The following is a 23,891-nucleotide window of genomic DNA, read 5'->3' as shown; positions in this document are numbered from 1 at the left end:
ATAATATACGTTGCATCTCAAGCCAATACATCTGTACTATTTATTGTGGATTTAAAGCGTTAGCCTCATTTGACAAGACGCCCCCAATTATTCCTTTTACGCATGAATGACAATTCGAACAATATGGAGATAAATAAAATATGAGAAAAAAACGGTTAAAATTATTTAATGTGCTTGTCTATTTTGGCGCGTTTGCCTTAAGTCAACACCTGGCAGCGAGTAATCCCCATGCCTCAAATTTAAATGACTTTGCAACACTTATCCAAGCCTATGAAAATAGCCTATTTGAGCACGCTCCTGAAACAGCTTTATTTTTAGATCGTAAGGACATTCCACAAGATAAGTTTACTGATAACTCTTTTGAAGCTATGTATCGCTGGCAGTCTCAAGAGGATTACTATTTATCTGCCCTTAATGAATTAGATCCCAATAAATTACTTGGAACTCCAGAATATACAACCTATTGGTTGATGAAAGAAACGTTGCAAAACAACAAAAACAGTAGGATATGCAAAGACGAGTTGTGGGATATCAATTCTGCAGCAGGATGGCACAACAACGTGGTGGATATTGCAACAAAGCAGCCTGTAGGCACCCCTGAAAACCGAGCAATGGCTCTAAAAAGGTGGGCAACTTTTCCTCAACTGGTTCATAATGAAATTCGTAATTTAAAAACAGGCATCTCCCTGGGGTTTACTGCATCGAAACCCGCAGTCCAGCGCGTTGTTAAGCAAATACATCTTATGATTAGCGAGCAGGCAGAAGAATCACCTTTTTATGATTTTGCCAAAAGGGATAACGATGCAGCATTTAAAAAACAGGTTGCCAATCTTGTTACTACAAAAATTAATCCCGCATTACAGGAATACGTTGTATTTCTTGAAAATGAATATCTCCCTGTAGCACGTGAGGAAGTTGGAGTTTCAGCCCTACCGCCCTCTGCACAACTGTGCTATCAGGCTAAGATCAAGCAATTCACTACCATCAATATAAGCCCGGAAGCAATTCATCAATTAGGGTTGATGCAGATGGAACGATTAAATAAAGAAGTTTCTGAAATTGGTTATAAGTTATATGGCATAAGGGATATGACCGAAATTTTTCATAGAGCCCAACAGGAATCAGCACATTATTTTTCAACAGAAAAAGACATATTAGATTATAATATGGTTGCTTTAAATAAGATAAAAGAGCAAGTTCCATTATGGTTTGATTTGATGCCCAAATCGGAGGGTATCGTTAAACCGTATCCTCTTCATAGGGCAAAAACAGGTGCTTCAGGAGAATATCAGGCACCTAGTGAAGATGGTTCTGAGCCTGGTATTTTTTATATTAACACTTATCAACCAGAAAAAATCAGTCGTATCGATCAACAGGCAACCTTGTTTCATGAATTAATCCCTGGACACCACTTTCAAATCGCTTTGCATGTAGAAAATAAGTCATTGCTGTTTATGAACCGATATTTTCATAACTCGGGATTTGTAGAAGGCTGGGCTTTATATGCGGAACGGCTTGCTGACGCCATGGGTGTTTATGATGATGATATTTCCAGGCTAGGCATGCTTTCTAATGAATCATTTCGCATTTCAAGATTGGTAGTAGATACTGGGATCCACAGCAAGCATTGGACGAGACAACAAGCAGTAGATTATTTGAGTACACACTCTGCGGTAAATGCATCTATCATAGAGGGTGAAATTGATAGGTACATAGCATGGCCTGGACAAGCTACTGCCTATATGCTTGGTAAACTTGAAATAGAGCGATTGCGTGATTTGGCAAAAGTTGAATTAGGTTCTGCCTTTAATATTAAAGAATTCCACAATCAAGTGCTCCAAAATGGCACAGTGACTTTAAACATACTAAGGGAACAAATAATGAATTGGTTAAGTACAGTCAAAAATTCACAATCAGTGTCCGGCCAATTGACAGAGTCTATAAAATGGCTTGAGAATGGCAGTCAGGGCTAGAAACAGAGTCATGATATGAATCAATCAGGCTTTATCAGGAGTGCAAAGTGACTGAACATAAAATTGTAGTAGAATGGATACGTAATACACCCGATTTTCATTATGAAACGTACAATCGCACTCATACTATTACGTATAGTGGTGGTAAAAAAATACAAGCATCAAATCCCCCTCAATATTTTGGGGACGGCGAATTTCCCAATCCAGAAGAATTGCTCATATCTGCTTTATCAAGTTGTTACATGCAAACGTTCCTTGCAGTTGCCTGTAAATTTGGATTTATCATTGATAATTATGCTGATAATGCAACAGGGATAACAGGAAAAAATGAAAAGGGTAAAAATTGCATCACTGACATTACCTTGAATGCAAAAGTAACATTTGCTGGTACAAATAAACCTGATTCGGCAACATTAAATAAAATTCGGGATAAGTCACATGATTATTGTTTTATTTCTAACACACTCAACTCTAATTTAACAATTAATATAGAAGTTCGATAAAATTCAGTATGATACTGATATCAAAAAAATTAATAGTTATTTGATTTTTGAATGACTCGTTAAACAACCTACGTGCCTCGGCTTATCCGAGGCACTCAAATGAACAAAATATTTTAAAAAAATAATATCCCATAAGTAGTTTGGGTAAATAGATCATTGTGGTTTTAATTAATCAGCGACAAATTCAACCAGATCAAAATCCTCCTTACAAGCACCACATTCAGGGCAAAACCAATTTTCCGGTACATCAACCCAGCGTGTACCTGGTTCAATTCCCTCTTCTGGCCATCCTTTTGCTTCGTCATATATAAAGCCGCAAATAACGCAAATAAATTTTTTGTAATCTTGCATTCTAATAACTCAAAAAATACTTAATTTCTCAACTACAGGTTATTTTGTAAAATTAACAATTCAGACATTGGCAAAATTTTGTCAAATAATAGAAATAATTTACTAACCCTCTGCGTGCACATTAATAATACACTCAAATCAATTATAGACTACTCGGAATTATTAGTTTTTCAGGACACCCACTGCAGCTCTCAATCTAATCAAATATTGCAAGATTTTGAGAACAAAAATAGCCATCTAACCCCGTTTTTATGGTACTTTTCTATTAATACTTATTAAGTTTTTGTCATTCCTCTAAGTACATGTTGCAAAATACCACCATTTTTGTAGTACGCCAATTCAGTTAAGGTATCAATTCGCAAAATAAGGTTAATCTCCAATTGTATTTCGTTTTCTCTATGAATAACCGCTTTTATTGTTGCACGCGGTTTTAATTGATGGGCAAGATCTAAAATATCAATTTGCTCAGAGCCTGTGATTTTTAGTGTTTTACGAGTGACTCCTTTAGAAAACTCTAAAGGTAAAATGCCCATACCTATTAAATTTGAGCGATGAATTCGCTCAAAGCTTTCTGCAATAACGGCCACTACTCCCTGAAGTTTTGGTCCTTTAGCTGCCCAATCTCGAGAAGATCCAGTCCCATATTCTCTTCCGGCTATAACAATTAAGGGCCTGTGTTCTTTTTTATAACGCATTGCCGCATCATAAATGGGGACTATGTCACCACTGGGAATATGCTTTGTAAAACCTCCCTCAACGTTCGGAACCATTTCATTTTTAATGCGTATGTTAGCAAATGTTCCACGGACCATAACCTCATGATTTCCTCGACGTGCTCCATAAGAGTTAAAATCCTTATTGGATATCCCTTTGGATTGAAGGTATTGTCCTGCAGGACTATCAGGTTTAATTGAGCCAGCAGGTGAAATATGATCGGTAGTAATGCTATCCCCAAAAAGGGCAAGAATCCTTGCGCCTTTAATATCCTGCATTTTTTCTGGGTTTACATCCATTCCCTCAAAAAATGGTGGATGTTGAATATAGGTTGAATTGGATTTCCAAGCATATGTATCTGATTCTTCAATTGCCATGGCACGCCATTCCTCTGTTCCAGTAAAGATATTAGCATAAGTTTCATGAAACATTTGTTTGGTTATTTTTGCCACTTCATGTGCAATTTCATTTTTTGTTGGCCATAAATCCTTAAGATAAACAGGGTTTCCTTCTTTATCGACTCCAAGATACTCTTGCGTTAAATCGATTAACGTAGTCCCGGCAAGAGCAAAGGCAACCACAAGAGGTGGTGATGCGAGCCAGTTTGCTTTCACCAGAGGATGGATCCGTCCTTCAAAATTACGGTTACCGGACAGTACCGCAGACACAATCAAATCATTTTTAATCACGGTTTTTTCGACAGGTTCTGGAAGTGGCCCTGAATTGCCAATACAGGTCGTACAGCCATATCCTACTAAGGTAAACCCTAATTCGTTAAGATATTTTTGTAAGCCAGTTTGCTCTAAATATCGAGTCACTACCTGAGACCCCGGGGCAAATGAGGTTTTAACCCATGGTTTTCTGCTCAAGCCTTTTTCGACTGCTTTTTTTGCTAACAATCCGGCAGCAATGAGGACATCAGGATTTGATGTATTGGTACAACTGGTAATCGCAGCAATTGCCACATCACCATGGCGTAATTCATAATCAGCATCAGTACCAAATACTTTATACTTCTCCTCAATACGACTGCTTTCAGTTAGAAATTGCTCCATCACGTGAGCCAGATTGGATAATTCAACGTAATCTTGTGGCCGTTTTGGTCCTGCCATACAAGATCGAATCATTACTAAATCCAAAGTAATAACATCAGTATAAACAGGCTCGACTTGACCCAATTCATGCCATAAGCCTTGAGTTTTGGCATAAGCCTCAACCAAGGAAATGGTTTGCGTGTCCCTTCCGCTTAAATGCAAATAATCAAGTGTTGTTTGATCAATTGGAAAAAAACCACAAGTTGCCCCATACTCAGGCGCCATATTACTGATAGTTGCTCGATCGGCAATGGATAACTCCGCTAATCCCTCTCCAAAAAATTCAACAAATTTACCTACTACACTTGTTTTGCGTAGAAGTTGAGTAATCGTAAGCACGAGATCTGTCGCAGTCACGCCTTCTTGCAAGTGTCCAATCAATTTGACACCTATGACTTCCGGGATAAGCATCGAAATGGATTGTCCTAGCATTGCAGCTTCCGCTTCTATACCGCCAACGCCCCATCCTAGCACACCAAGACCATTGATCATGGTCGTATGACTGTCCGTACCCACCAGGGTATCTGGAAAAGCATACATCTTCCCACCTATTTCTTGACTCCAAATAGTCTTCGCCAGATATTCCAAATTCACTTGGTGGCATATCCCCGTATCAGGTGGCACTACACGAAAATTTTGAAAAGCTTTTTGTCCCCAACGTAAAAATTCATAACGCTCATAGTTTCGTTCCATTTCCTTTGTGGCATTGGTAGTAAATGCTTCTAGAACAAGAAATTGATCCACCTGTATGGAATGATCAATAACCAAATCAACAGCAGTCAATGGATTAATTTGTCCTGTATCGCTGCCCATTTCTTTAATGGCATCACGCATTGCTGCGAGATCAACGATAGCAGGCACACCAGTAAAATCTTGCATCAAGACACGTGCAGGTCGATAGGCAATTTCATGATCGGATGTTTTATCTTTTAACCAGTCTATAAGTGCCTTAACGTCATCAACATTAACCGTATGTCCATCTAGATGACGAAGTAAATTTTCTAGAAGAATTTTCAAAGTATAGGGAAGCTGCGATAAGCCTTTAAGCCCTGCGTGCTCTGCTTCTGCTAGACTGTAATAATGATATTCTATACCATGTATTACAAGAGATTGTTGTATTTTTTGGTGAAATTCCTTTTCCAAAATAATGGATGATGCAATTGCAGGTTTTTTGATTTCATGCTCTTGAGTAATCCAAGAAGGAGGATCACTGGCAGGAAATGATTCCTCTGATGATTCATTGACTATTGTTTGAGCTTCTTTTGATTTAGAACCCTTAAACCAATCCATCCATTTTTTTATGGGCATTTGGAGTCTCCGGATGCTACTGCGTGCGATGATGGAGTATATTAAGTAACGCAACTGCATTATTATGCTCTGTTTCTTTAGAGGCAAACAGTAGAGTTACTTTTTGTTCTTTTGCTTTTTCCTTAATTTTATCGAGTAAATCATTCTTTTCTTCTAATTCATTTGCATAACGCTTTTGAAAGTCCGCCCATTTTTGGGCATCATGATCAAACCATTTGCGCAATGCATCACTGGGCGCAATCTCTTTGAGCCATAAATCAATTGCAGCATCTTCTTTTTTAATACCGCGTGGCCATAATTTGTCGACCAGGATTCTGAAGCCATCTGTTTTTTGGGGTTCCTCATAAATTCTTTTAAGTTCAATGTTCGGCATTTTAGAGCGCTCCTTTCTCATCGAGTTTTTTTAATAATAAATGGAAATAAACTAATCCAGCATAGGGATGCCATAGCGCAGTAATTTTTGAGGTTTTTTTATAATCGAGCTTATCCTCAAGATGAAGCAGCTTTTGTAAATTATTTTGTGCACCAATATCATCTCCAGGAAAGACTTCTATCCTCCCTAAACCACGCAATAGAACATATTCAGCCGTCCAACGACCAATCCCTTTAAATTGACAGAGCAATTGAATCACCTCTTCTGTTGGCTTGTCCTCCAAACGATTCAAAAAAGAGTGCTCTTCTTTGAGCATTGATGCCAAAGAGACAATCGTTTCACTTTTATGGGTGCTGTAACCTATTTTTTTTAATTCAGCAACGGAACAGTGGCCCACATCTTCGGCAGTTGGAAACGCATAATACACTTGATTTTCATGATTCATTTTCATACCAATATGTTGAACCAATCGATTTTGAATGTGTAAACCTGCATCAAGAGATATTTGTTGGCATGAAATTGCATTAATGAGTGCTTCAAAAAAAGAAGGGAAACAAGGTGGTTTGACTCCCATAAATTGAAATACCAGTGGATCTAATCGAACATCATCCTTGGCCATTTTATAAAAACCAGTTAGATCTCTATTTAGGCCCAACATCATCTCAATAAGATGTTTTATTTTTTCTTGAACCAAAGGATGAACAGGTTCGTTGAGTGATACAAGAAGCTCTGGATTATTAAGGCTATTTGTTTGCTCAACCACCACTTTTATGGGTTTATTATCAAGGTTCAATACGCGCGTATAGTATTGGCCATTCCAGCAATCAACACAATTTTTACTTCTTCTGCGTAACGCGAAAACAGTATAATCCAATCGATATGGAGCAATGGGGTATAATGTAAATGATACATTCATATTCATCCCCTATCCGGTACTTAATACACCCTTTCGGTCGGTTTAAACGGGTCGACTGATGATGGCTTCATATTCACTGGACGATAATGAATCGTTCCGTCAGAATAACATAATAAATGCTTTAACCAGTTTTGATCATCACGTTTAGGATAATCTTCCCGGCTGTGAGCACCGCGACTTTCCTTGCGTGTCAATGCCGCGACGGCTGTGACAAACGCTACCTCCATGAGATTATCCAGCTCTAATGCTTGAATGCGGGCTGTATTAAAAACCAGGCTTTTATCACTCAATGCAGCATGTTTTAACCGCTCTCGTAACTCTTTTAGTTTTTTAAGTCCTTCAATCATTGGCTCTTCTTGCCTAAATACGCCAAAATCTCTTTGCATGGCTTTTTGCATTTCCTGTCGAATACCAGTAACACTTTCTCCTTCGGACGTATTATTCCATCGTTGTATGCGAACCAAGGCAGCGTCAATATCGCTCCCACTAATTTTAGAAAGTGTTAACCCATCTTTAATGGATTGTTCCGCATGTAATCCAGCAGCGCGGCCAAATACCACCAAATCCAATAATGAATTACTTCCCAAGCGATTTGCACCGTGCACCGATACACTGGCACATTCACCAATCGCATAAAGACCCTCAATAATTTCATCTTTATCATTAGCCCCTAAAGTGAGCGCTTGTCCATGTACATTAGTAGGTATACCACCCATCATATAATGACAGGTTGGCGTTACAGGTATCGGAGCAATAAGTGGATCTACATGAGCAAAGGTGATTGCCAACTCTCTTATTCCAGGTAAACGTGAATTAATAATTTCCGCACCTAAATGGTCAAGTTTTAATTTAACATAATCAATACCCTCTGGATTATACCCATTACCCTCGCGTAATTCTAAAGCGATGGCACGAGAAACTACATCGCGGGAAGCAAGATCTTTGGCATGCGGCGCATACCGCTCCATAAAGCGTTCACCATTTTTATTGAGCAAATAGCCACCTTCTCCTCTCACACCTTCAGTAATTAAAACACCTACGCCTGGGATTCCTGTTGGATGGAATTGCCACATTTCAATATCTTGTAATGGAAAACCAGCACGTAATACCATACCCAATCCATCACCAGTATTGATAAGCGCATTGGTAGATGAAGCATAAATTCGCCCTGCACCACCTGTAGCAAGAACAGTTATTTTAGCATTAAAAAAGGCCATTTCTCCTGTTTCAACGCACAGTGCGATGACACCAGCTATCTGGTTCTGTGAATTTTTTACGAGGTCAATCGCGAACCATTCATTATAAAAATGAGTTTTTGCTTTGATATTATTTTGAAATAAAGTATGCAATAAAGCATGACCAGTACGATCAGCAACAGCACAAGTGCGATGAGCTATTTCTTTTCCAAAATGAATCGTTTGGCCACCAAAGGCACGTTGATAAATTTTTCCATTATCCAGGCGTGAAAAAGGCATGCCCATATGTTCCAGTTCGTACATTGCACTCGGTGCCATTCTACACATGTATTCAATACTGTCTTGATCGCCTAAATAATCAGATCCTTTAACCGTATCGTACATATGCCAGCGCCAATCATCTTCGTGTACATTACCTAATGCTGCAGCAATACCACCTTGTGCAGAAACTGTGTGTGAACGTGTTGGATAAACCTTCGAAAGAACGGCGACTTTGAGCCCGGAATGGGCAAGATGAAGTGAAGCCCTCATTCCAGCTCCACCTGCGCCTACAATCACCGCATCAAATGTATAAGTTGTTAACATGGTTATGCTCTCATTAAAGTAGTTTCCACAAAATTTCTACACCCCAAAAAAAGTAAATAAATAACGTCACAATGACTAAGACCTGGATGCTTAAGCGCAAGGCGACAGGATGGACATAATCGGTGATGACTGTCCAGATCCCAACCCAGGCATGTACAAATAAGCTAAACAAAGCAATGAGCGTAAATACTTGCATCCAAGTAGTTGCAAAAAATTGGCGTAAACCCATGTAATCAAGATGTGGATGCAGAATAAAAAAACCGAACACGACAAAAAAGTAACCCGCCAAGATGAGTGCAGAAATACGTTGTACTAGCCAATCCCGCAAGCCATTTCCCGTTAAACTCATATTTGCAGTCAGTTTGTTTACCATAACCAGCCCCCTATGAAGATTGCTACGATGAGCGTAAGTGCTATGGTTACTCCTCCAGTGAAACGTGCACTTTTTAGACCTTCACCTATGCCAATATCCATTAACAAATGACGAATGCCTGCAAGAAGGTGATACCAAAATGCTACCAACATGCACCATAGTATTAATTTTGCAACAGGGTTTGCTAAAACTGCGTATATGTATGTAAATCCATCAGGGGAATTTGTAGCAGTTTCAAGCATCCATAATAGGAAAGGAATAAGTAAAAACAAAAAAACTCCAGAAATTCGATGCAAGATCGAGATAATTGCTGTAAAAGGGTAACTAATCGTCAGTAAATCAAAGTTACGAAATTTTTGCTGATTCATACAAGTTCCTTGAATAAGAATTAAGTTCCTTTTTTTGTCATCAAACGACGAATATCTGCAATAGCTTCTGCAGGATTTAAGTGTTTAGGACAAACCACAGTACAATTCATAATCGTACGACATCGATAAACACTAAAAGGATCCTGTAAATCGGCTAAACGCTGCTCAGTTGCTGTATCACGACTGTCTTGCAGGAATCGATTAGCCGATAATAATCCTGCAGGACCGATAAATTTTTCTGGATTCCACCAAGAAGATGGGCAGTTACTGGTACAGCAAGCACATAAAATGCACTCATAAAGTCCGTCTAATTTGGCACGCTCTTCCGGGGTTTGAAGTCGTTCCTTCAAAGGAGGTTCATTGTCATTTTGTAAATAGGGTTTCACCCGTTCGTATTGTTTAAAAAATAAGGTAAAATCCACCACTAAATCACGAATGACTGTGAAACTGATTAATGGCCTTATCACAATAGGTGGTGTCAGGGAAGAAATTGAGGTGATGCACGCTAAACGATTTAATCCATTAATGTTCATACCATCAGAACCACAAACCCCTTCACGACATGATGCACGGAAAGCTAAGGTTTCATCCTTTTCTCTTATTAGTTGCAGTGCATCCAAGACCATCATGTTGGAATCGGGTGGTATGTCTAAATCGTAGTCTTTTATATAGGGTTTTGTATCAGTCTCAGGATTATAACGATAAATAGAAAAACGCATTCAAGACCTCCTGTCTTTTTTGGTTCTATACTCCTACATGTCAACCTCATAATAGATAAGTTTAAAAATCAGCTATTTTAGAGCGAACTCTGTTTGCTGTTCTTATTATTCTTTTAGAAATCAAAATCGTCCCGCTCGATTCAAAATCGCTTTGTCACAGAGGATAGAAAAAAATTATCTATATCCAACGTTCATGACGTAATCGCGTAACAGTGAGCTCTCAAACTCTGCTTTTTCCATAAGAACCAAAAGAGCATCACGTGCGTTGATTACCCCTAATGGTTTGAAATTTTCGTCAACGATAGGGACATGTAAAAGGTTTTTCTCTTTCATAGTGGCCCATACATCTCGCAATAAGTAGTTCGGATGACAATAAATAACATCTTTGGTCATTACCGTTGCAACAGGGACGGTACATCCACAACCCTGGCAAACCGCCATCATACGAACAACATCTGTTCGCGTAATGATCCCAACCATTGCCCCATCCTGGTCACAAACCACAACAAGGTTGATGTGTCGACCATCAAGAAATTTAGCAGCCTCCAGTAATGGAGCATCATCTCTGATGGTAACAAGACGTTGCTGCGCGACAGGAATTATTTCCTCAACAACTGCTTCTATAAATGCCATATATTCACCTTTCTGCAATTATGGATGGTGACATCGTTTCCCTTTACAAGCAATGCGAAGTAATACAATGATAATTATAGCCCATCATATGAGGAATAAAAAAAAAGTTTGAAACCTGATCCTCAAACAGTCTAGTATTCACTATTTTAAAGGTTACATGGCGATTAAAAATTGTATTTTGTTAATTTGCGCGCCACTCCCGTTTTAATGGCAGCATCTTTAACCGCTTGAGCGACATTTTTTACAATACGAGTATCAAATACGCTGGGAATAATGTAACTGCAACTTAAATGCTGTTCTTCTATCGAATTTGCAATAGCATAAGCTGCAGCTCGTTTCATTTCTTCATTAATCTCAGTCGCCATACAATCTAAAACACCTCGAAACATGCCTGGAAAACACAATACATTATTAATTTGATTAGGATAATCACTTCGCCCTGTTGCAACGATACTAGCGTATTTTTTTGCATCTTCAGGCATTATTTCAGGTGTAGGATTTGCCATTGCAAAGACAATTGCATCTTTATTCATTTTTTTTACATCTTTGGCAGAAATAACTCCAGGTTTTGAAACGCCAATAAAAACATCAGCTCCTTTGATTACCTCATGCACTGTACCTTTTTCAAGATTAGGATTGGTATGTTCAGCATACCATTGATGCGATGGGTGTAATCCTGATTTACCTTGATAAATCACACCATCACAATCACAACCAATAATATTTTTTACCCCTAAATTGAGTAGCATTTTAGTACAAGCCGTACCGGCTGCACCAATGCCCACTACAACCACTTTAATCTGTTCCAGTTTTTTTTGAACCACTTTGAGTGCATTAATCATAGCCGCCGCCAGCACCACTGCTGTACCGTGTTGATCATCATGAAATACAGGGATATCCAATTCTTTTTTAAGTCGCTCTTCCACTTCAAAGCAACGAGGGGCAGAAATATCTTCCAAATTAATTCCCCCAAATACCGGGGCAATATGTTTAATGCTGGCAACGATTTCATCCACATTTTGAGTATCGAGACATATAGGAAATGCATCAACATTGGCAAACTCTTTAAATAATAATGCTTTTCCCTCCATAACGGGAATCGCTGCATAGGGCCCTATATTTCCCAAACCTAATACGGAGCTTCCATCTGAAACAACTGCAACCATGTTCTTTTTAATTGTCAAATTAAATACATTTTCAGGTTTTTCATAAATAGCATTACAAATTCGTGCAACACCTGGTGTATAAGCAATTGATAAATCATCTCGGTTTTTTAATGGAATCCGGCCTTTGATTTTAATTTTTCCACCCAGATGGGCAAGAAAAGTTCGATCAGAAACCTGGAGCACCTCTATTTCAGGAATCATACGTAATTGATTTACTATGATTTCAGCATGTTTTGGGCCACACGTAAAAATGGTAAAATCACGTATCTGGTAACCATCCTCAACGCGAACAGTATCAATCGCATTGAGTTGCCCTCCTTCTTTTTCGATAACCGCTGCCAATTTTCCAAAAGTTCCTGGAGTAATTTTTATGCGAGCTCTTAGGGTAATGCTACTTGATGCAGAACAAATTCGATTGGCCATAATGACTCCATAACTCATACTTTTGCCATGCTCTTTAAAAAATTTAAGTACATTTTTTGTAATCCGTACAATTTTTTTGAATTTTATTAAGAGGATTTAATAAAATTATATTGATTCGACCTGGTTCCAACAGTTTAAATAATTTTTATTTTGCTCCGGGTTTTTAGCATTAAGAATATTATCCATCGGCCATCTTTAACTCGGTGGAACATCGCCTGATATCCTGAATTCAAAAATTACAGTATTTGCTATACTAAAAAATATTATTGTTAATTGGCAATAGCGCAACCAAACATGAAATTTAATAGCGAAGAAGAAAAAAAACTTGCTACTGTTATGTTTCAACTTCTTGATAAATTTTTGAGTCCCAGCCTGGTCTGCAATGAGGCCGGGGTCATATTATTTGCAAACAAAGCATATAAAGAATTAGTAGCTGAAAAGCCGGAGAATAAACCTTTTTGGAAAGTATATCCCTTACAAGATACAGTCCCCGATCATTTTAAAAAAGCTGTGGAACAATGTGTTGAAACCCGATCCGAAATAGCAGCAGGAGAGAGGACATTCATTGTTTGCGTTATTCCAGTAAGTAATATCTTGGTTAATGAATTAATTTACATGATACATTTTGAAGATATAACATCACAAATCAATCTTAATAAACAATTAAAAATCGATAAAAGATTATTACAACAGTCTTTTTTAGATACAATTTTGGCTTTTTCTGACTTTGTAGAGTCTAGGGACTCTTATACAGCTGGACATCAAAAACGAGTGGCATTGCTTTCACTAAACATGGCTACTAGAGCAAACATTACAAACCCACATTGCTTAAGCGCAATATACTATGGTGCCCTGATTCATGATATTGGAAAGATAGCGATTCCTATGGAGTATTTAGTTACGCCAAGACGATTGACTATGAATGAATATGAAATAATGAAAACTCATGTTGCAGTTGGTAATAAAATAATTGAGCGCATGGAATTTCCTTGGGATATTAAATCCGTAGTGTTCCAACATCATGAACGCATGGATGGATCTGGCTATCCAAATGGGCTTAAAGGTGATGAGATTACAATACCCGCACGCATAGTGGCTATTGCGGATGTATATGAAGCAATGTCAACGAATAGGCCTTATCGAAATTTGTTATCACAAGAAACCATATTAAAGTATTTAGAGGAAGGCAAGGGAACATTGTTTGATGCAAGTTATGTTGATTGTTTGTTCCAATGTCTTACTGAACTTAAAGATGTTTATGAAATGAATCCCAATTTTAGACCTTTTGATCCTTTTAATAGCTAATATTGCTTGGAATATTATGTCCTGTAATTTTTGGCCAACTCTCATAATAGGTTACAATATTCCCACATAAATTCTTACAAAACTTCGAACTGAGATTTTACAACTGCATGGAACAAGATGATGAAGGATAAACAAGAAGAATTTCAATTTAACAAAAAGAGTATGAATTTCCGAAATTGTTCCTGCACGATGGACTCTGGTTTCAAGACGCATAATCAATTGGAATAATGAGGCAAGGCATGCCTCAACATCCGGTAAATCGTTTAAATAAGTTTCTTCCACACTAATGGACTTCCGAATTCGTTCTGGATTAACCGGCCGATTATCGATACCTCGAGCTAACTCATAAAGTCTTTGCCCTATAATGTCAAATTCATTAAAAAGATATTTTTTTGAATACTGTTGTAAATCTGCACGGGTTTTAATGATAAAGGCACGTAGATTTTCTTCCATTTTTGGACCAATGCCAAATAATTTTCGTACGGGCAGGGCAATCATAAAATCCTCAATTTCATCAGGCTTAATCACCATTTGCCCATTGGGATTATGCCAATCACTGGCAATCTTCGCCAAACTTTTATTTGACGCAATGCCCGCACTGGCTGTGAGACATCGTGCTTGAAAAATTCGTTCCCGTATCTCCTTTGCCATCAACGTAGCATTTCCTTTGCAGTTGGTGGAATGAGTGACATCAAGATACGCTTACTCTAAAGATAAAGGCTCAATCAAATCGGTATAGTCTGAAAATATCTCCCGAATGAATTGGCTTTCTTGTCTATATACATCCATTCGTCCAGAACGCACTATGAGATGGCGGCATAATTTCAAAGCTTTTGCAGTAGACATAGCAAAGCCCACACCAAATTGCCTTGCTATATAATTGGGTTAAATTACAAATCTGAGGCAAAAGCGAATTGTAGTCCATTTATTAAAAAAACAAGAGCAATATTTTATCTTATTGGAATAAAAAAGAACCACAGCTTTGGCCATTTAACATAATTTATTAAGTTCAAATCGACTTATAAAAACTCTTTTAGATTTAAATTCAACCTAATTTCAGCCCAAATTCGCTTTTGCCTCAGATCTGTAATTTTACCCAGTATTGCCGGGGATAACATCAGAAACTGCTCAAGAAAACGGTCTGGGCGTTAATCAAAAATAATTAGATCAAAGAAATTCCAAGTTTTTTGATATTTTTGCGTCACAGCGCAAGTTCCGGAGGCCTAAGCCAAAAAAATAAACGAATTGACTCCCTGATTCATAACTACAACTTTCCTTAATTATTGCTCTAATCGATGCTGATGTTATCACCTTTTAAAGGGAATAAACAATGAATAATAACCCGTAAATTAATCATTATTGATAAAATAACATTAATATAACTAGCACTGCTTTGAGGATAGACGAAACTGTATATTGCTACAAAATCCCCGGTGGCCTATGCCGCCATATTTTCCTTTCTGGTTTAGATTGATTAGTTCTTAGCAAATGGAACACTTATTGTGGACCAAGCAATCTGCTCTTTTCTTGCTCATCAATCCTCAGTTTGACTTGGGGTTGTTGATAAAAGGCAAACATATTATCAAATACAATGGTTTTCTGTATTTCTGGGAACAATAATTTATCCAACATTCTTTTCTGAGTTTGAAAATCTTTGATTACTTCTTTAAATTCATTAAAAGAAGCAGTGATTTGTTGTTTAGCACTTTCATTGAATGCATCACTTTTTTGCCACTGAGAAAGAACTATCTCTGTCTGTTGCAGCAGAATAGATAAAAATTTATTTAAAAATTCCTCTTTGCTTTTGTTATCCCAATTCTCATTCCATTTTATTTTAAGGTCGCTAAAATCAAAGACCAAAGAAGGTAATTTTTTCTGATTAGAACAGTAACCTTCCGATAGACTAAACGCAATCATATCAAAAAGAAAAATTGCGTACTCCAAGGATAATTTACGCAAAAAATCATTATAAGCGGTATCGTTTTCAACTGTATATTTATAAAGAAAACTTAAAAAATCACGCATGGCAGCACGAAATTGTTGCGAATACAGGTCATAATTTTTCTCCGTTTCAAAAAGCATATCAACCGCATGAATCAGCTTATCAATCAGTTGATTATATTCTTTACTTGCATACCCCATTTTGTCTGCAAATACTTTTGTCTCATGAGAGATATACGCCGATTTATTCTCTGATTGACTTGAAGTACTTATTTTTTTATTAGATCGATAGCCGTTCGACTCTTCTACTCTACTTTTTTCAGATAATTCGAAATGATATTTTTTAATAAGAGTAATTGTCGAATCATACAATTTGTTTTCAAGAATTGTTTGATAAATGGCATCGCGTTCACATTCAATATCGTTAACAAAATATTTTGTCCATTTTTTTTCAAATTTCTCATGCATCTTTAACTTCCTAAAAAATAATCAGTTTATCGATAAAAAAAGACGGCAACTAAACAATTTTTTTCATATGTGATATCAAAATATTTTGATATCACATGTTGGCACTTATTTAATCAATTAGAAATTAATTAATCCAATGAGTTTTATTAAACAATGTCTATGAAGTTTTTTTAGCCAATATTTAATCTTGAATTGAGCACAGATTTTCAATGGGCAAAAAGCTTAAGAGTTGTTCCTTATTTGAATTCAGGAAAATAGCATTTAAGCCTTTATCAGTATGGTTTGGTGTACACGCGAGTAATTCGTTTGAACAGCATCAGTAACTTAACGTTAAGCTGGTTTTCTAAATCGAGTACGTTCGTTTGATACTTACTCAGAGGGCCACCCTGTTTTTTTCGAGCAAATAAAATATAATTTCCACTGTAAGAAAGAGCTGCAAATAGTTCGGAAAAATAACGTTGTAAACACTGGATGAAGCGTGAATTATGCTCTGGAAGTTGATGATAGTTCACCACCAGCCAGCCATTGTCATCCAAAATGCGAGCGCATTGAAGAATGAATTTTTTTTGTATTTGAAAAGGATTCATGCCATGAGCTTGATACATGTCTGCAAAAATAATCTGAGTGCTTTGTGCATCGCATTGTACTAATGCTTTTTGTGCATCAGAAATAACGACCTGAATATTGGGCCGGTTTGGCATTAAAAAGAAATTAAGGGCCACTTCATGCACCTTTTTACGGAGCTCAATGGCACGAATCGTGCATTGGGGCATGAGGTAATGAAGTGAGTGAAGAAGACATCCACCGCCCAGACCTAAAAGGGTCACGTGTTTGGGGTGAACAAAAGCCAGGACCAGGAGCATGATTCGAGTGTATTCGTGCGCAGGGATATGTGGCTCACTTAAATTCAAGCAGCTTTGTTCATAAATCGGGTCAAAAGCAAGTACACGCTTCATTTTCCTATCAATGACTAATATCTCACCCCAACTGTCTCTGGTGCGATAAATAATGGGATCGCCAAAAAAATCTTTTTCATTTCGATCAGAGCGAGCCAATACTGAAAACATGATATTCCTTCCGGTAGCAAAGTACCTCTACAGCGCTTCAATATAAAATCATTGAAGGATTCAATTCAAGCATAATCACTTTATAGTAGAGGTTTTGTTGAAACTGATAATAGCGATTATATCATATACCGATATACGATTTAATTGCTTTCTGGTAAGATTTATAGTCTGCCTTGGGCATTTGATGGGATTACCCTTCGATATGTGGTAAGGGAGTAACAGCTGTATGGGTTTGTCTGGCTCGCCACAAATCCCAGCTTTGTTGGATATTGAGCCAAAATTCGGGTTCTGTTCCTAATGACTCGGCAAACGACAAGGCAGAGTCCGCAGTGACTCCTCGGCGCATATTAACGATTTCATTAAGGCGAGCATAGGTCCAGCCTAAATGTTCGGCAAACTGCCTTTGTGATAAATTGAGTGGTTCAAGGAACTCCTTTAGTAACACTTCCCCTGGGTGCGCTGGAGCTCTGTTTGTTGGTATCATAGGGCACACTAATGCGATTAGAAATAATAGATTTTATACCCATATAGAGTGTTTTAATAAAGGAATTTCATAATTTATTTAAACAAGAGCCAATTTAAAGCCTGATTTGCGTTCAATGTAGGTTTTGTTATGCTCACCAAAACCTTTAAAGGGAGTGGGTCTATACTCACTGTATACATTTCACCTTCTTATTGTGGCACCTTCATTAGGAGTGCGCAAAGACCCCAGATCTTTCGATTTTAAGGGGATTTAATTGGTCGGGAGGGAAGGATTTGAACCTTCGACCACTAGTACCCCATTCTTAAAAAGACCATTTTCAAACAGTATCAATTGATATCAAAAAGTATCATTAAGTTATTGTATTTTATTAATTTTCATCATCTGCTATACTTCAAAAAATATCAAACGATTTCATGTAAGAACTCACGAAAGTACACCTAGAAGTACACCTAATTTTTAAGTGGTGCAATGATGGAAAGACAATTTACAGACGCCTATATTCGATCGCTAAAACCAAGATCTTCTCGCTACGAAGAATTCAGAGATGGCGGTTTTGGCATCCGTGTAACCCCAAAAGGGCTAAAGACATTTCTCTATCGTTACAGAATCAACGGCCAAAGGCATTTCATCACCATAGGCCACTACCCTGCTATGAGTTTATCCGAAGCCAGGAAACGTTTTATTGATTTAAGCGACATACGCCATGGCGAGGTAAACCCCAAAGAACAGATTGCAGAACAAAAACAGAAAGAGCAAAGCACGGTGAAAAATCTGATCCTCCATTGGTATACCAACTACATCGAAAAGCACCGAGCCCAACCACTGCAAATCTGGCAACACATCAAAGTGGATATCATTCCCCTGTTAGGCAACAAGAAACTGGAACACTTAAAAACAAGAGAAATCACCCAAGCCCTCGATAAAATTGTAGGCCGAGGCTCACCAGTACATGCCAATAAAGTCTTAAGCACACTAAAACAAGCATTTAACTATGCAGTAAGCCGAGGCGAAATGCTGCTAAATCCAGCCATGACCATTCGCGCAAGAGACATAGGCGGTATAGAAAAACCCAGAGAACGGTATCTAACTCTCGATGAAGTTAAAACCCTATGGCAATTCCTCGACAGCGGAGAGCACGGCACCTCATTCCAAATCCGTGCAGCCCTGAAAATCATCCTGCTAACAGGTGTAAGAACAGGTGAAATTCGAGTAGCCAAATGGTCAGAATTCGATTTTGAAAACTCCTTATGGACAATACCTGCCGAAAATACTAAAACCAACATAGTCATGAGAATCCACCTCACTGAAATGACCAAAAAGGTATTGCTAGAACTCAAAGCACACAGCGATTCAGAATACGTCATTACAGGTGCAGACGGCCAAAGTATTTTATCCGACCGAGCTATGCCAAGAGCTGTAATCAGAATACAATCCCGTGTTGGCATACCTCACTGGACAGCCCATGACCTAAGACGCACCTTTGCAACTCAGCTTGGTGAAGCATTGCATGTTGATCCAGTAGTGATTGAGAAATGTTTAGGGCATAAGATGCCGAAGATCATGGCCACTTACAATAAAAATGAAATGCTACCTCAAAGAAAAGAGGCATTAGAAAGTTGGAGCCAACTCATTGAATCCTTATCTCACGACAATTTAGACGTAGCCTGGATGCAACAACGTGAAATCCAGGAACCCATGAGCGCAGCGAATTCATTTATTGATAAATTTCAAAACGAAACTTGTAAACCCAGTTTACAAAAACCATAATATAATGATTATAAAACCTTCTAATACTGATAATCTGATACTAATTATGACAGTGATCAATTTAAGCGAGGAGGAAATACCATGCAATCTAAAATTGAATCCACACTCCTCTACGAAGGGCTTGGTTTTCCTATTGAATTAGAAAATGTAGAAATGATAAAGATCAATGACGAATGGCATCCCAAAATCGATGTTCACTACGTTACTCATGAAATAATAAAAAAACTGGCCACACAAGAAGAGAGATTAACTGGCAATCAAGTTAAGTTCATTCGTTCTTATTTTTCCATGCCTCTACGTGAATTTGGTGAAACCGTAGTTCATGAATCTCACACTGCTGTCAGCAAATGGGAAAAATGTGGGGATGAAATAACAAGTATGAATGAAAATACAGAACAAGTTTTACGACTCTATATTATTGAACAAACTCAGACTAAGACTAAAGCTGATCAAAAGAATTTTTATTTGAACTTTAAAAGAAGCAGAGCTTTTGTAAACTCCAAAGGTAAAAAACCCAAACCACTTCATTTAAATCTCTGTGCATAAATTGTTTGGACTAAATACCAGTCGGTGACATTGTGTCACCGACTGAAATTAACAATTAATAATAAAGTTCGATTAAGGGTAATGGCAAATTGCCGCCTCCCTTTCAATTGAATCATAATGATAACTAATATGACTAAAAAGGATTTATCTACTTTTGAACGAGAAATGCAACATCCTCTTTTTCGTAAACAATTTGAAAAAGAATATACTGAGTTTCTGTTATCTGAGATCATCAAGGCAATTCATCTATTTGCACAAATAAAATAAATCAGACATAATCTTACCATATATAAACAAATGGCAAGGATTTGTCTGATAATGACAAACAAAAATCCTGAGGAAATTTTTCATCAATATGGCGGGCAGCTGAGAATGAGCGAGGCTATAAAGCATGGCATCACTCGTTATATGCTCTATTCTCTTAAAGATAAGGGAATTATTGAGCAAATTAGTAGAGGAGTATATCGACTCACTAGTCTCCCTCCACTTAGTAATCAAGATCTGGTAACAGTTAGTCTTCGTTTTCCTAATGCAGTTATTTGTCTGATTTCTGCACTGTCATATCATAGTCTAACAACCCAAATACCTCATTCTGTATCTATAGCTATACCAAGAGAAACTCACACTCCCTCACTCGTTTATCCACCGATTCAAGTCCATCGCTTTTCAGGGCAAGCATATCTGTCTGGTATAGAAGAGCATCTTATAGATGAGGCCAACATTAAAATTTATTCTGCTGAAAAAACAATCGCTGATTGTTTTAAATATAGGAATAAAATCGGTATGGATATAGTGCTGGAAGCAATAAAATTTTATCGAGCTAGAAAACAATTTAATATGAATGAAATTCTCAAATACGCTAAAATCTGTAGAGTTGATAAGGGCATAACCCCCTACCTGGAAGCAATCATATGAAATCGCCCAAAAATAGTGCCGCATCAATCCGACAGCGTTTATTAAATCATTCGAAAACCTACCAAAAACCATTTAATGAGATTCTTCAATATTATGCAATGGAGCGATTTCTTTATCGTCTATCACTATCCCAGCACAAAAATAAGTTCATCTTAAAAGGTGCATTAATGCTAAGAGTATGGAACGCTCCGGAGTCAAGACCGACTATGGATATTGATATGCTGGGAAAAACAAGTAACGATGAAATAAATATTGTTCAACAGATGAAAGAAATACTATCAGTTAATGTTCCAGAAGACGGCCTCGCCTTTGACGTAACCACATTGCAGGCAGAACGGATTAAAGAAGATGCTGATTATCATGGGATAAGAATACTCTTTAAAGGCAATCTCGATACAGCAAAAATTCATATGCAAATCGATATTGGCTTTGGTGATGTTGTCCATCCTGTTCCTAAAAAATCATTTATGCCAACAATCCTGGATCTTCCAGCACCAGAATTGTTGACTTACAGCAGAGAAACTGCGATTGCTGAAAAATTTGAGGCGATAATTAAGCTAGGTAGCCTCAATAGTAGAATGAAAGATTTTTATGATATTTGGATGTTATCTAGACAATTTGATTTTAATGGTAAGGAACTTTCAGAAGCAATACGTCTGACATTTGAAAACCGTAACACTGTATTATCAGATGACATTGAGGCATTTTCAAATCAATTTATACAATTAAAACAAACTCAATGGCTAGCCTTTACCAAACGGCTCAAGCAAGAGTATGTACCGATTCAATTCCAAGAAATTATTAGTAAAATTCAGGCTTTTCTTTATCCACTGGTATTAACATTCTCTCAACAAAATCCAATGCCACAAAAATGGTGTAGTATTACATGTCAATGGTCATAAAAGCCAAACTCTATAATACCCGTTCATCTCAATCTCTTTGAGGTTACGGCTAGAGTGAAACCATTTTGGGTTAATATTCAAACCAAAAGCAAATCGCAAATGGTTACATTGTGTAACCGGTTGAAAAAGATAAAGCTGTGACAAATTGTCACCAGTTAAAAATTAACTTCATATACGTTCAAATAATGACAACTACAAAAAACCTTTGACAAACACCCAGATTTAAATAAACATCATCAATAGATAACCATTAAACTAAACTTTCACCACAATTTTTTTAACTCCCAAAATCAATGAGCCTAAATCTGTCCAAAACAAGGCCGACCCTAACCCGACACATCAACCCGACACAAACCCGACATAGCAAAATTCAGTACTGACAAGAAGAAAAAACCTGTCGAATAGAAAAACCCGACAAAGAGAAATTCTCTAGGCCGACCCACCTCATAACTCCAAAATCTGTTTTTTATGTTTTTACGCGCGCGAGGAAAAATTTTTTAAACAATTTTGAACAAAAATAACCAATTACCAATGCAAAAACTTCTCAGTAAAAAAATATAAGGTTCATTTAATATCATTTGCTATCAAACCCATTTCCCCTATTGACACCCTCAACCAATTTCCTAGAATGAATCAAGTTTAATGCATCTTGGTTATCTAAATATCATCGATTGATAGCGTTTGATATCAATTGAAATCAAAATAAAGGGTCAAAACAGGAGTAAAAATGGATTTCTTATTCGTCACCACATACGAACTGGACGCACTCAGCGAAATCCCCCTCATGCAAAGAGTAGTCTACCTCATGGGCATCCGCCCCTACATGGACAGAAAAACGTTCATAGTCGGCATTAAACGAAAAATCAGTTACCAGTCACTGAGAGAAACTCTGTATGTCGCACCAATCAAAGGCGTAAAAACAGGCTGCCCTAGCCACCAGCAAATGAAACGTGTAATTAAATCACTGGCACGCCAAGGCATTATAGAAATTTGCTCAACGCCCCAAAATCTCATTGTGAAATGTCTTCTGGCTAATCCATATGAGCCTGTAGACATTAAAAATGAATCTCAGCCTGAAAATAGTGCATCAACCCAAGTAGAGCAAAACCAGTCAGCACCAACTGAAAATCTGAGATCAGTAAAAACTGAAAAACCAACCTACTTATCAAAATCAGCTTTAAATGCGCAGCCCAGCAGTAACCTAAAAAATCTATATCAAAAATTCGAACAATTCTGGCAACTCTACCCCTTGCCTAGTTATAAAACTGAAGCATGGAAGCAATTCCAGCAAATTGATCCTGATGAGAGACTTTTTGAACAGATCATGGTTGGATTACAAGAACAGCTAACGAAAATTAATCGGTCAGGTGCTTATTGGCCTTATCCTGCTAGTTGGTTGGGTCAAAAAGGCTGGCTAATCGCATAGAATTGGCCCAAAATTCAGATTTCTTCATGTAGACGTAATGTAGACAGATTGAGCCGAACAATCACATTGAGGAATGGCGGCAAGTTTCTTCAATCAACTCAGCTTTATAACCTAATTTATCAAGGTCACTCAAAGCACTTTTAATAGCTTTTTCCAATGACTCGGCTTGTCGAGTAAAATCTAAAATTAGTTCGCCATGTGACATTACCAAAAGAGCATCACTGCACCCAGATGAATATATTTGGTTGGCAACTTCCTCATTAAAGTCACAGTTTAATAACTTTAATCTAAAATCAAAATTTTCTTGATTAGTGCATGCATTTTTGAACATATTTAATCACCTTATTTGCAATAAATTTAGGATTTGATGGTGTT

23 protein-coding genes and 1 pseudogene are annotated in these 23,891 nt (G+C 37.5%); 9 read left to right on the top strand and 15 right to left on the bottom strand.

Translation table 11 applies throughout. The features are described from left to right. Nucleotides 1–140: 140 nt before the first annotated feature. Together EKG34_RS06985 and EKG34_RS06980 are read left to right on the top strand one after the other, a co-directional pair. A complete protein-coding gene (locus EKG34_RS06985) occupies nucleotides 141–1,973 on the top strand; it encodes a DUF885 domain-containing protein (RefSeq protein ID WP_003632724.1) in 1,833 nt (610 codons plus the stop codon). 47 nt (nucleotides 1,974–2,020) lie between these two features. After that, nucleotides 2,021–2,476: an OsmC family protein gene (locus EKG34_RS06980; RefSeq protein WP_003632725.1), complete on the top strand. Its 456-nt coding sequence runs from the start codon at nucleotides 2,021–2,023 to the stop codon at nucleotides 2,474–2,476. Nucleotides 2,477–2,644: 168 nt separating this feature from the next. Here EKG34_RS06980 and EKG34_RS06975 read toward each other — a convergent pair whose 3' ends face one another. From EKG34_RS06975 to EKG34_RS06930, 10 genes are all read right to left on the bottom strand, one after another. Next, nucleotides 2,645–2,827, bottom strand: a complete 183-nt coding sequence (locus EKG34_RS06975; protein WP_003632726.1) for a rubredoxin — start codon at nucleotides 2,825–2,827, stop codon at nucleotides 2,645–2,647. A gap of 275 nt (nucleotides 2,828–3,102) precedes the next feature. Beyond that, nucleotides 3,103–5,943 (bottom strand): aconitate hydratase AcnA, encoded by a 2,841-nt coding sequence (gene acnA, locus EKG34_RS06970; RefSeq protein ID WP_003632727.1) that lies wholly within the window; start codon nucleotides 5,941–5,943, stop codon nucleotides 3,103–3,105. Between the two features lie 16 nt (nucleotides 5,944–5,959). After that, complete coding sequence (locus EKG34_RS06965) at nucleotides 5,960–6,316, bottom strand: DUF488 domain-containing protein (RefSeq protein ID WP_003632728.1); 357 nt, start codon at nucleotides 6,314–6,316, stop codon at nucleotides 5,960–5,962. A gap of 1 nt (nucleotide 6,317) precedes the next feature. Then, nucleotides 6,318–7,232 carry a DNA-3-methyladenine glycosylase family protein gene (locus tag EKG34_RS06960; protein ID WP_012978848.1) on the bottom strand — a complete coding sequence of 305 codons (915 nt, stop codon included), beginning with the start codon at nucleotides 7,230–7,232 and terminating at the stop codon, nucleotides 6,318–6,320. Nucleotides 7,233–7,252: 20 nt separating this feature from the next. Beyond that, a complete protein-coding gene (sdhA, locus tag EKG34_RS06955) occupies nucleotides 7,253–9,013 on the bottom strand; it encodes a succinate dehydrogenase flavoprotein subunit (RefSeq protein WP_003632733.1) in 1,761 nt (586 codons plus the stop codon). Nucleotides 9,014–9,026: 13 nt separating this feature from the next. Continuing rightward, on the bottom strand, nucleotides 9,027–9,386 hold the full coding sequence (sdhD, locus tag EKG34_RS06950; protein WP_003632734.1) for a succinate dehydrogenase, hydrophobic membrane anchor protein: 360 nt from the start codon (nucleotides 9,384–9,386) through the stop codon (nucleotides 9,027–9,029). Beyond that, on the bottom strand, nucleotides 9,380–9,754 hold the full coding sequence (gene sdhC / locus EKG34_RS06945) for a succinate dehydrogenase, cytochrome b556 subunit (protein WP_003632735.1): 375 nt from the start codon (nucleotides 9,752–9,754) through the stop codon (nucleotides 9,380–9,382). The genes sdhD and sdhC overlap by 7 nt, the downstream gene beginning before the upstream one ends. 20 nt (nucleotides 9,755–9,774) lie before the next feature. Continuing rightward, complete coding sequence (locus EKG34_RS06940; protein WP_003632736.1) at nucleotides 9,775–10,473, bottom strand: succinate dehydrogenase iron-sulfur subunit; 699 nt, start codon at nucleotides 10,471–10,473, stop codon at nucleotides 9,775–9,777. A gap of 174 nt (nucleotides 10,474–10,647) precedes the next feature. Then, the gene (locus EKG34_RS06935; RefSeq protein ID WP_003632737.1) at nucleotides 10,648–11,106 is read right to left on the bottom strand and encodes a CBS domain-containing protein; all 459 of its coding nucleotides are present in this window, start codon (nucleotides 11,104–11,106) and stop codon (nucleotides 10,648–10,650) included. Nucleotides 11,107–11,270: 164 nt separating this feature from the next. Next, a complete protein-coding gene (locus EKG34_RS06930; RefSeq protein WP_003632738.1) occupies nucleotides 11,271–12,695 on the bottom strand; it encodes an NAD-dependent malic enzyme in 1,425 nt (474 codons plus the stop codon). 294 nt (nucleotides 12,696–12,989) lie between these two features. On the opposite strand from EKG34_RS06930, the gene EKG34_RS06925 reads away from it, so the two are divergent. Beyond that, nucleotides 12,990–14,000 (top strand): HD domain-containing phosphohydrolase, encoded by a 1,011-nt coding sequence (locus EKG34_RS06925; RefSeq protein ID WP_012978847.1) that lies wholly within the window; start codon nucleotides 12,990–12,992, stop codon nucleotides 13,998–14,000. Nucleotides 14,001–14,138: 138 nt separating this feature from the next. On the opposite strand, the pseudogene dinB reads toward EKG34_RS06925, so the two are convergent. From dinB to EKG34_RS06905, 4 genes and pseudogenes are all read right to left on the bottom strand, one after another. Further along, nucleotides 14,139–14,882, bottom strand: a pseudogene (gene dinB, locus EKG34_RS06920) (DNA polymerase IV); the annotation flags it as partial. Between the two features lie 615 nt (nucleotides 14,883–15,497). After that, nucleotides 15,498–16,409, bottom strand: a complete 912-nt coding sequence (locus EKG34_RS06915; protein WP_003632741.1) for a hypothetical protein — start codon at nucleotides 16,407–16,409, stop codon at nucleotides 15,498–15,500. Nucleotides 16,410–16,681: 272 nt separating this feature from the next. Continuing rightward, nucleotides 16,682–17,476: a spermidine synthase gene (locus EKG34_RS06910; protein ID WP_003632742.1), complete on the bottom strand. Its 795-nt coding sequence runs from the start codon at nucleotides 17,474–17,476 to the stop codon at nucleotides 16,682–16,684. 190 nt (nucleotides 17,477–17,666) lie between these two features. Next, nucleotides 17,667–17,960 (bottom strand): HigA family addiction module antitoxin, encoded by a 294-nt coding sequence (locus EKG34_RS06905; RefSeq protein WP_003632743.1) that lies wholly within the window; start codon nucleotides 17,958–17,960, stop codon nucleotides 17,667–17,669. A 468-nt stretch (nucleotides 17,961–18,428) separates the two neighbouring features. Between EKG34_RS06905 and EKG34_RS06900 the strand changes: the two genes are divergently transcribed. From EKG34_RS06900 to EKG34_RS06880, 6 genes are all read left to right on the top strand, one after another. Then, nucleotides 18,429–19,727 carry a tyrosine-type recombinase/integrase gene (locus EKG34_RS06900; RefSeq protein ID WP_223800101.1) on the top strand — a complete coding sequence of 433 codons (1,299 nt, stop codon included), beginning with the start codon at nucleotides 18,429–18,431 and terminating at the stop codon, nucleotides 19,725–19,727. 81 nt (nucleotides 19,728–19,808) lie between these two features. Next, a complete protein-coding gene (locus EKG34_RS06895; RefSeq protein ID WP_105166049.1) occupies nucleotides 19,809–20,273 on the top strand; it encodes a hypothetical protein in 465 nt (154 codons plus the stop codon). A gap of 129 nt (nucleotides 20,274–20,402) precedes the next feature. Continuing rightward, entirely contained in the window at nucleotides 20,403–20,540 is a 138-nt protein-coding gene (locus tag EKG34_RS18190) for a hypothetical protein (RefSeq protein WP_158618571.1), read from the top strand. A 51-nt stretch (nucleotides 20,541–20,591) separates the two neighbouring features. Then, on the top strand, nucleotides 20,592–21,188 hold the full coding sequence (locus EKG34_RS06890; RefSeq protein WP_080619823.1) for a type IV toxin-antitoxin system AbiEi family antitoxin domain-containing protein: 597 nt from the start codon (nucleotides 20,592–20,594) through the stop codon (nucleotides 21,186–21,188). Beyond that, a complete protein-coding gene (locus tag EKG34_RS06885; RefSeq protein ID WP_080619824.1) occupies nucleotides 21,185–22,090 on the top strand; it encodes a nucleotidyl transferase AbiEii/AbiGii toxin family protein in 906 nt (301 codons plus the stop codon). The genes EKG34_RS06890 and EKG34_RS06885 overlap by 4 nt, the downstream gene beginning before the upstream one ends. Before the next feature lie 727 nt (nucleotides 22,091–22,817). Next, the gene (locus EKG34_RS06880; protein WP_080619825.1) at nucleotides 22,818–23,516 is read left to right on the top strand and encodes a Vir protein; all 699 of its coding nucleotides are present in this window, start codon (nucleotides 22,818–22,820) and stop codon (nucleotides 23,514–23,516) included. Nucleotides 23,517–23,577: 61 nt separating this feature from the next. On the opposite strand, the gene EKG34_RS06875 is transcribed toward EKG34_RS06880, so the two are convergent. Further along, on the bottom strand, nucleotides 23,578–23,847 hold the full coding sequence (locus tag EKG34_RS06875) for a hypothetical protein (RefSeq protein ID WP_027266341.1): 270 nt from the start codon (nucleotides 23,845–23,847) through the stop codon (nucleotides 23,578–23,580). Nucleotides 23,848–23,891 lie beyond the last annotated feature (44 nt).

The organism is Legionella longbeachae, assembly GCF_004283175.1.
GTDB lineage: Bacteria > Pseudomonadota > Gammaproteobacteria > Legionellales > Legionellaceae > Legionella > Legionella longbeachae.
Note: the sequence above shows the minus strand (reverse complement) of the source record. Positions and strands in the feature narration are given on the sequence as shown.

Excerpts from the sequence above, each read along its gene's own strand:
- EKG34_RS06930 (WP_003632738.1), bottom strand. The coding sequence starts at position 12,695 with ATGGCCAATCGAATTTGTTCTGCATCAAGTAGCATTACCCTAAGAGCT.
- sdhA (WP_003632733.1), bottom strand. The coding sequence starts at position 9,013 with ATGTTAACAACTTATACATTTGATGCGGTGATTGTAGGCGCAGGTGGA.
- EKG34_RS06890 (WP_080619823.1), top strand. The coding sequence starts at position 20,592 with ATGACAAACAAAAATCCTGAGGAAATTTTTCATCAATATGGCGGGCAG.
- EKG34_RS06985 (WP_003632724.1), top strand. The coding sequence starts at position 141 with ATGAGAAAAAAACGGTTAAAATTATTTAATGTGCTTGTCTATTTTGGC.
- EKG34_RS06940 (WP_003632736.1), bottom strand. The coding sequence starts at position 10,473 with ATGCGTTTTTCTATTTATCGTTATAATCCTGAGACTGATACAAAACCC.
- EKG34_RS06895 (WP_105166049.1), top strand. The coding sequence starts at position 19,809 with ATGCAATCTAAAATTGAATCCACACTCCTCTACGAAGGGCTTGGTTTT.
- acnA (WP_003632727.1), bottom strand. The coding sequence starts at position 5,943 with ATGCCCATAAAAAAATGGATGGATTGGTTTAAGGGTTCTAAATCAAAA.
- EKG34_RS18190 (WP_158618571.1), top strand. The coding sequence starts at position 20,403 with ATGACTAAAAAGGATTTATCTACTTTTGAACGAGAAATGCAACATCCT.
- EKG34_RS06975 (WP_003632726.1), bottom strand. The coding sequence starts at position 2,827 with ATGCAAGATTACAAAAAATTTATTTGCGTTATTTGCGGCTTTATATAT.
- EKG34_RS06925 (WP_012978847.1), top strand. The coding sequence starts at position 12,990 with ATGAAATTTAATAGCGAAGAAGAAAAAAAACTTGCTACTGTTATGTTT.
- EKG34_RS06935 (WP_003632737.1), bottom strand. The coding sequence starts at position 11,106 with ATGGCATTTATAGAAGCAGTTGTTGAGGAAATAATTCCTGTCGCGCAG.
- EKG34_RS06965 (WP_003632728.1), bottom strand. The coding sequence starts at position 6,316 with ATGCCGAACATTGAACTTAAAAGAATTTATGAGGAACCCCAAAAAACA.
- EKG34_RS06885 (WP_080619824.1), top strand. The coding sequence starts at position 21,185 with ATGAAATCGCCCAAAAATAGTGCCGCATCAATCCGACAGCGTTTATTA.
- EKG34_RS06910 (WP_003632742.1), bottom strand. The coding sequence starts at position 17,476 with ATGTTTTCAGTATTGGCTCGCTCTGATCGAAATGAAAAAGATTTTTTT.
- EKG34_RS06875 (WP_027266341.1), bottom strand. The coding sequence starts at position 23,847 with ATGTTCAAAAATGCATGCACTAATCAAGAAAATTTTGATTTTAGATTA.
- sdhC (WP_003632735.1), bottom strand. The coding sequence starts at position 9,754 with ATGAATCAGCAAAAATTTCGTAACTTTGATTTACTGACGATTAGTTAC.
- sdhD (WP_003632734.1), bottom strand. The coding sequence starts at position 9,386 with ATGGTAAACAAACTGACTGCAAATATGAGTTTAACGGGAAATGGCTTG.
- EKG34_RS06900 (WP_223800101.1), top strand. The coding sequence starts at position 18,429 with ATGATGGAAAGACAATTTACAGACGCCTATATTCGATCGCTAAAACCA.
- EKG34_RS06915 (WP_003632741.1), bottom strand. The coding sequence starts at position 16,409 with ATGCATGAGAAATTTGAAAAAAAATGGACAAAATATTTTGTTAACGAT.
- EKG34_RS06960 (WP_012978848.1), bottom strand. The coding sequence starts at position 7,232 with ATGAATGTATCATTTACATTATACCCCATTGCTCCATATCGATTGGAT.
- EKG34_RS06905 (WP_003632743.1), bottom strand. The coding sequence starts at position 17,960 with ATGATACCAACAAACAGAGCTCCAGCGCACCCAGGGGAAGTGTTACTA.
- EKG34_RS06880 (WP_080619825.1), top strand. The coding sequence starts at position 22,818 with ATGGATTTCTTATTCGTCACCACATACGAACTGGACGCACTCAGCGAA.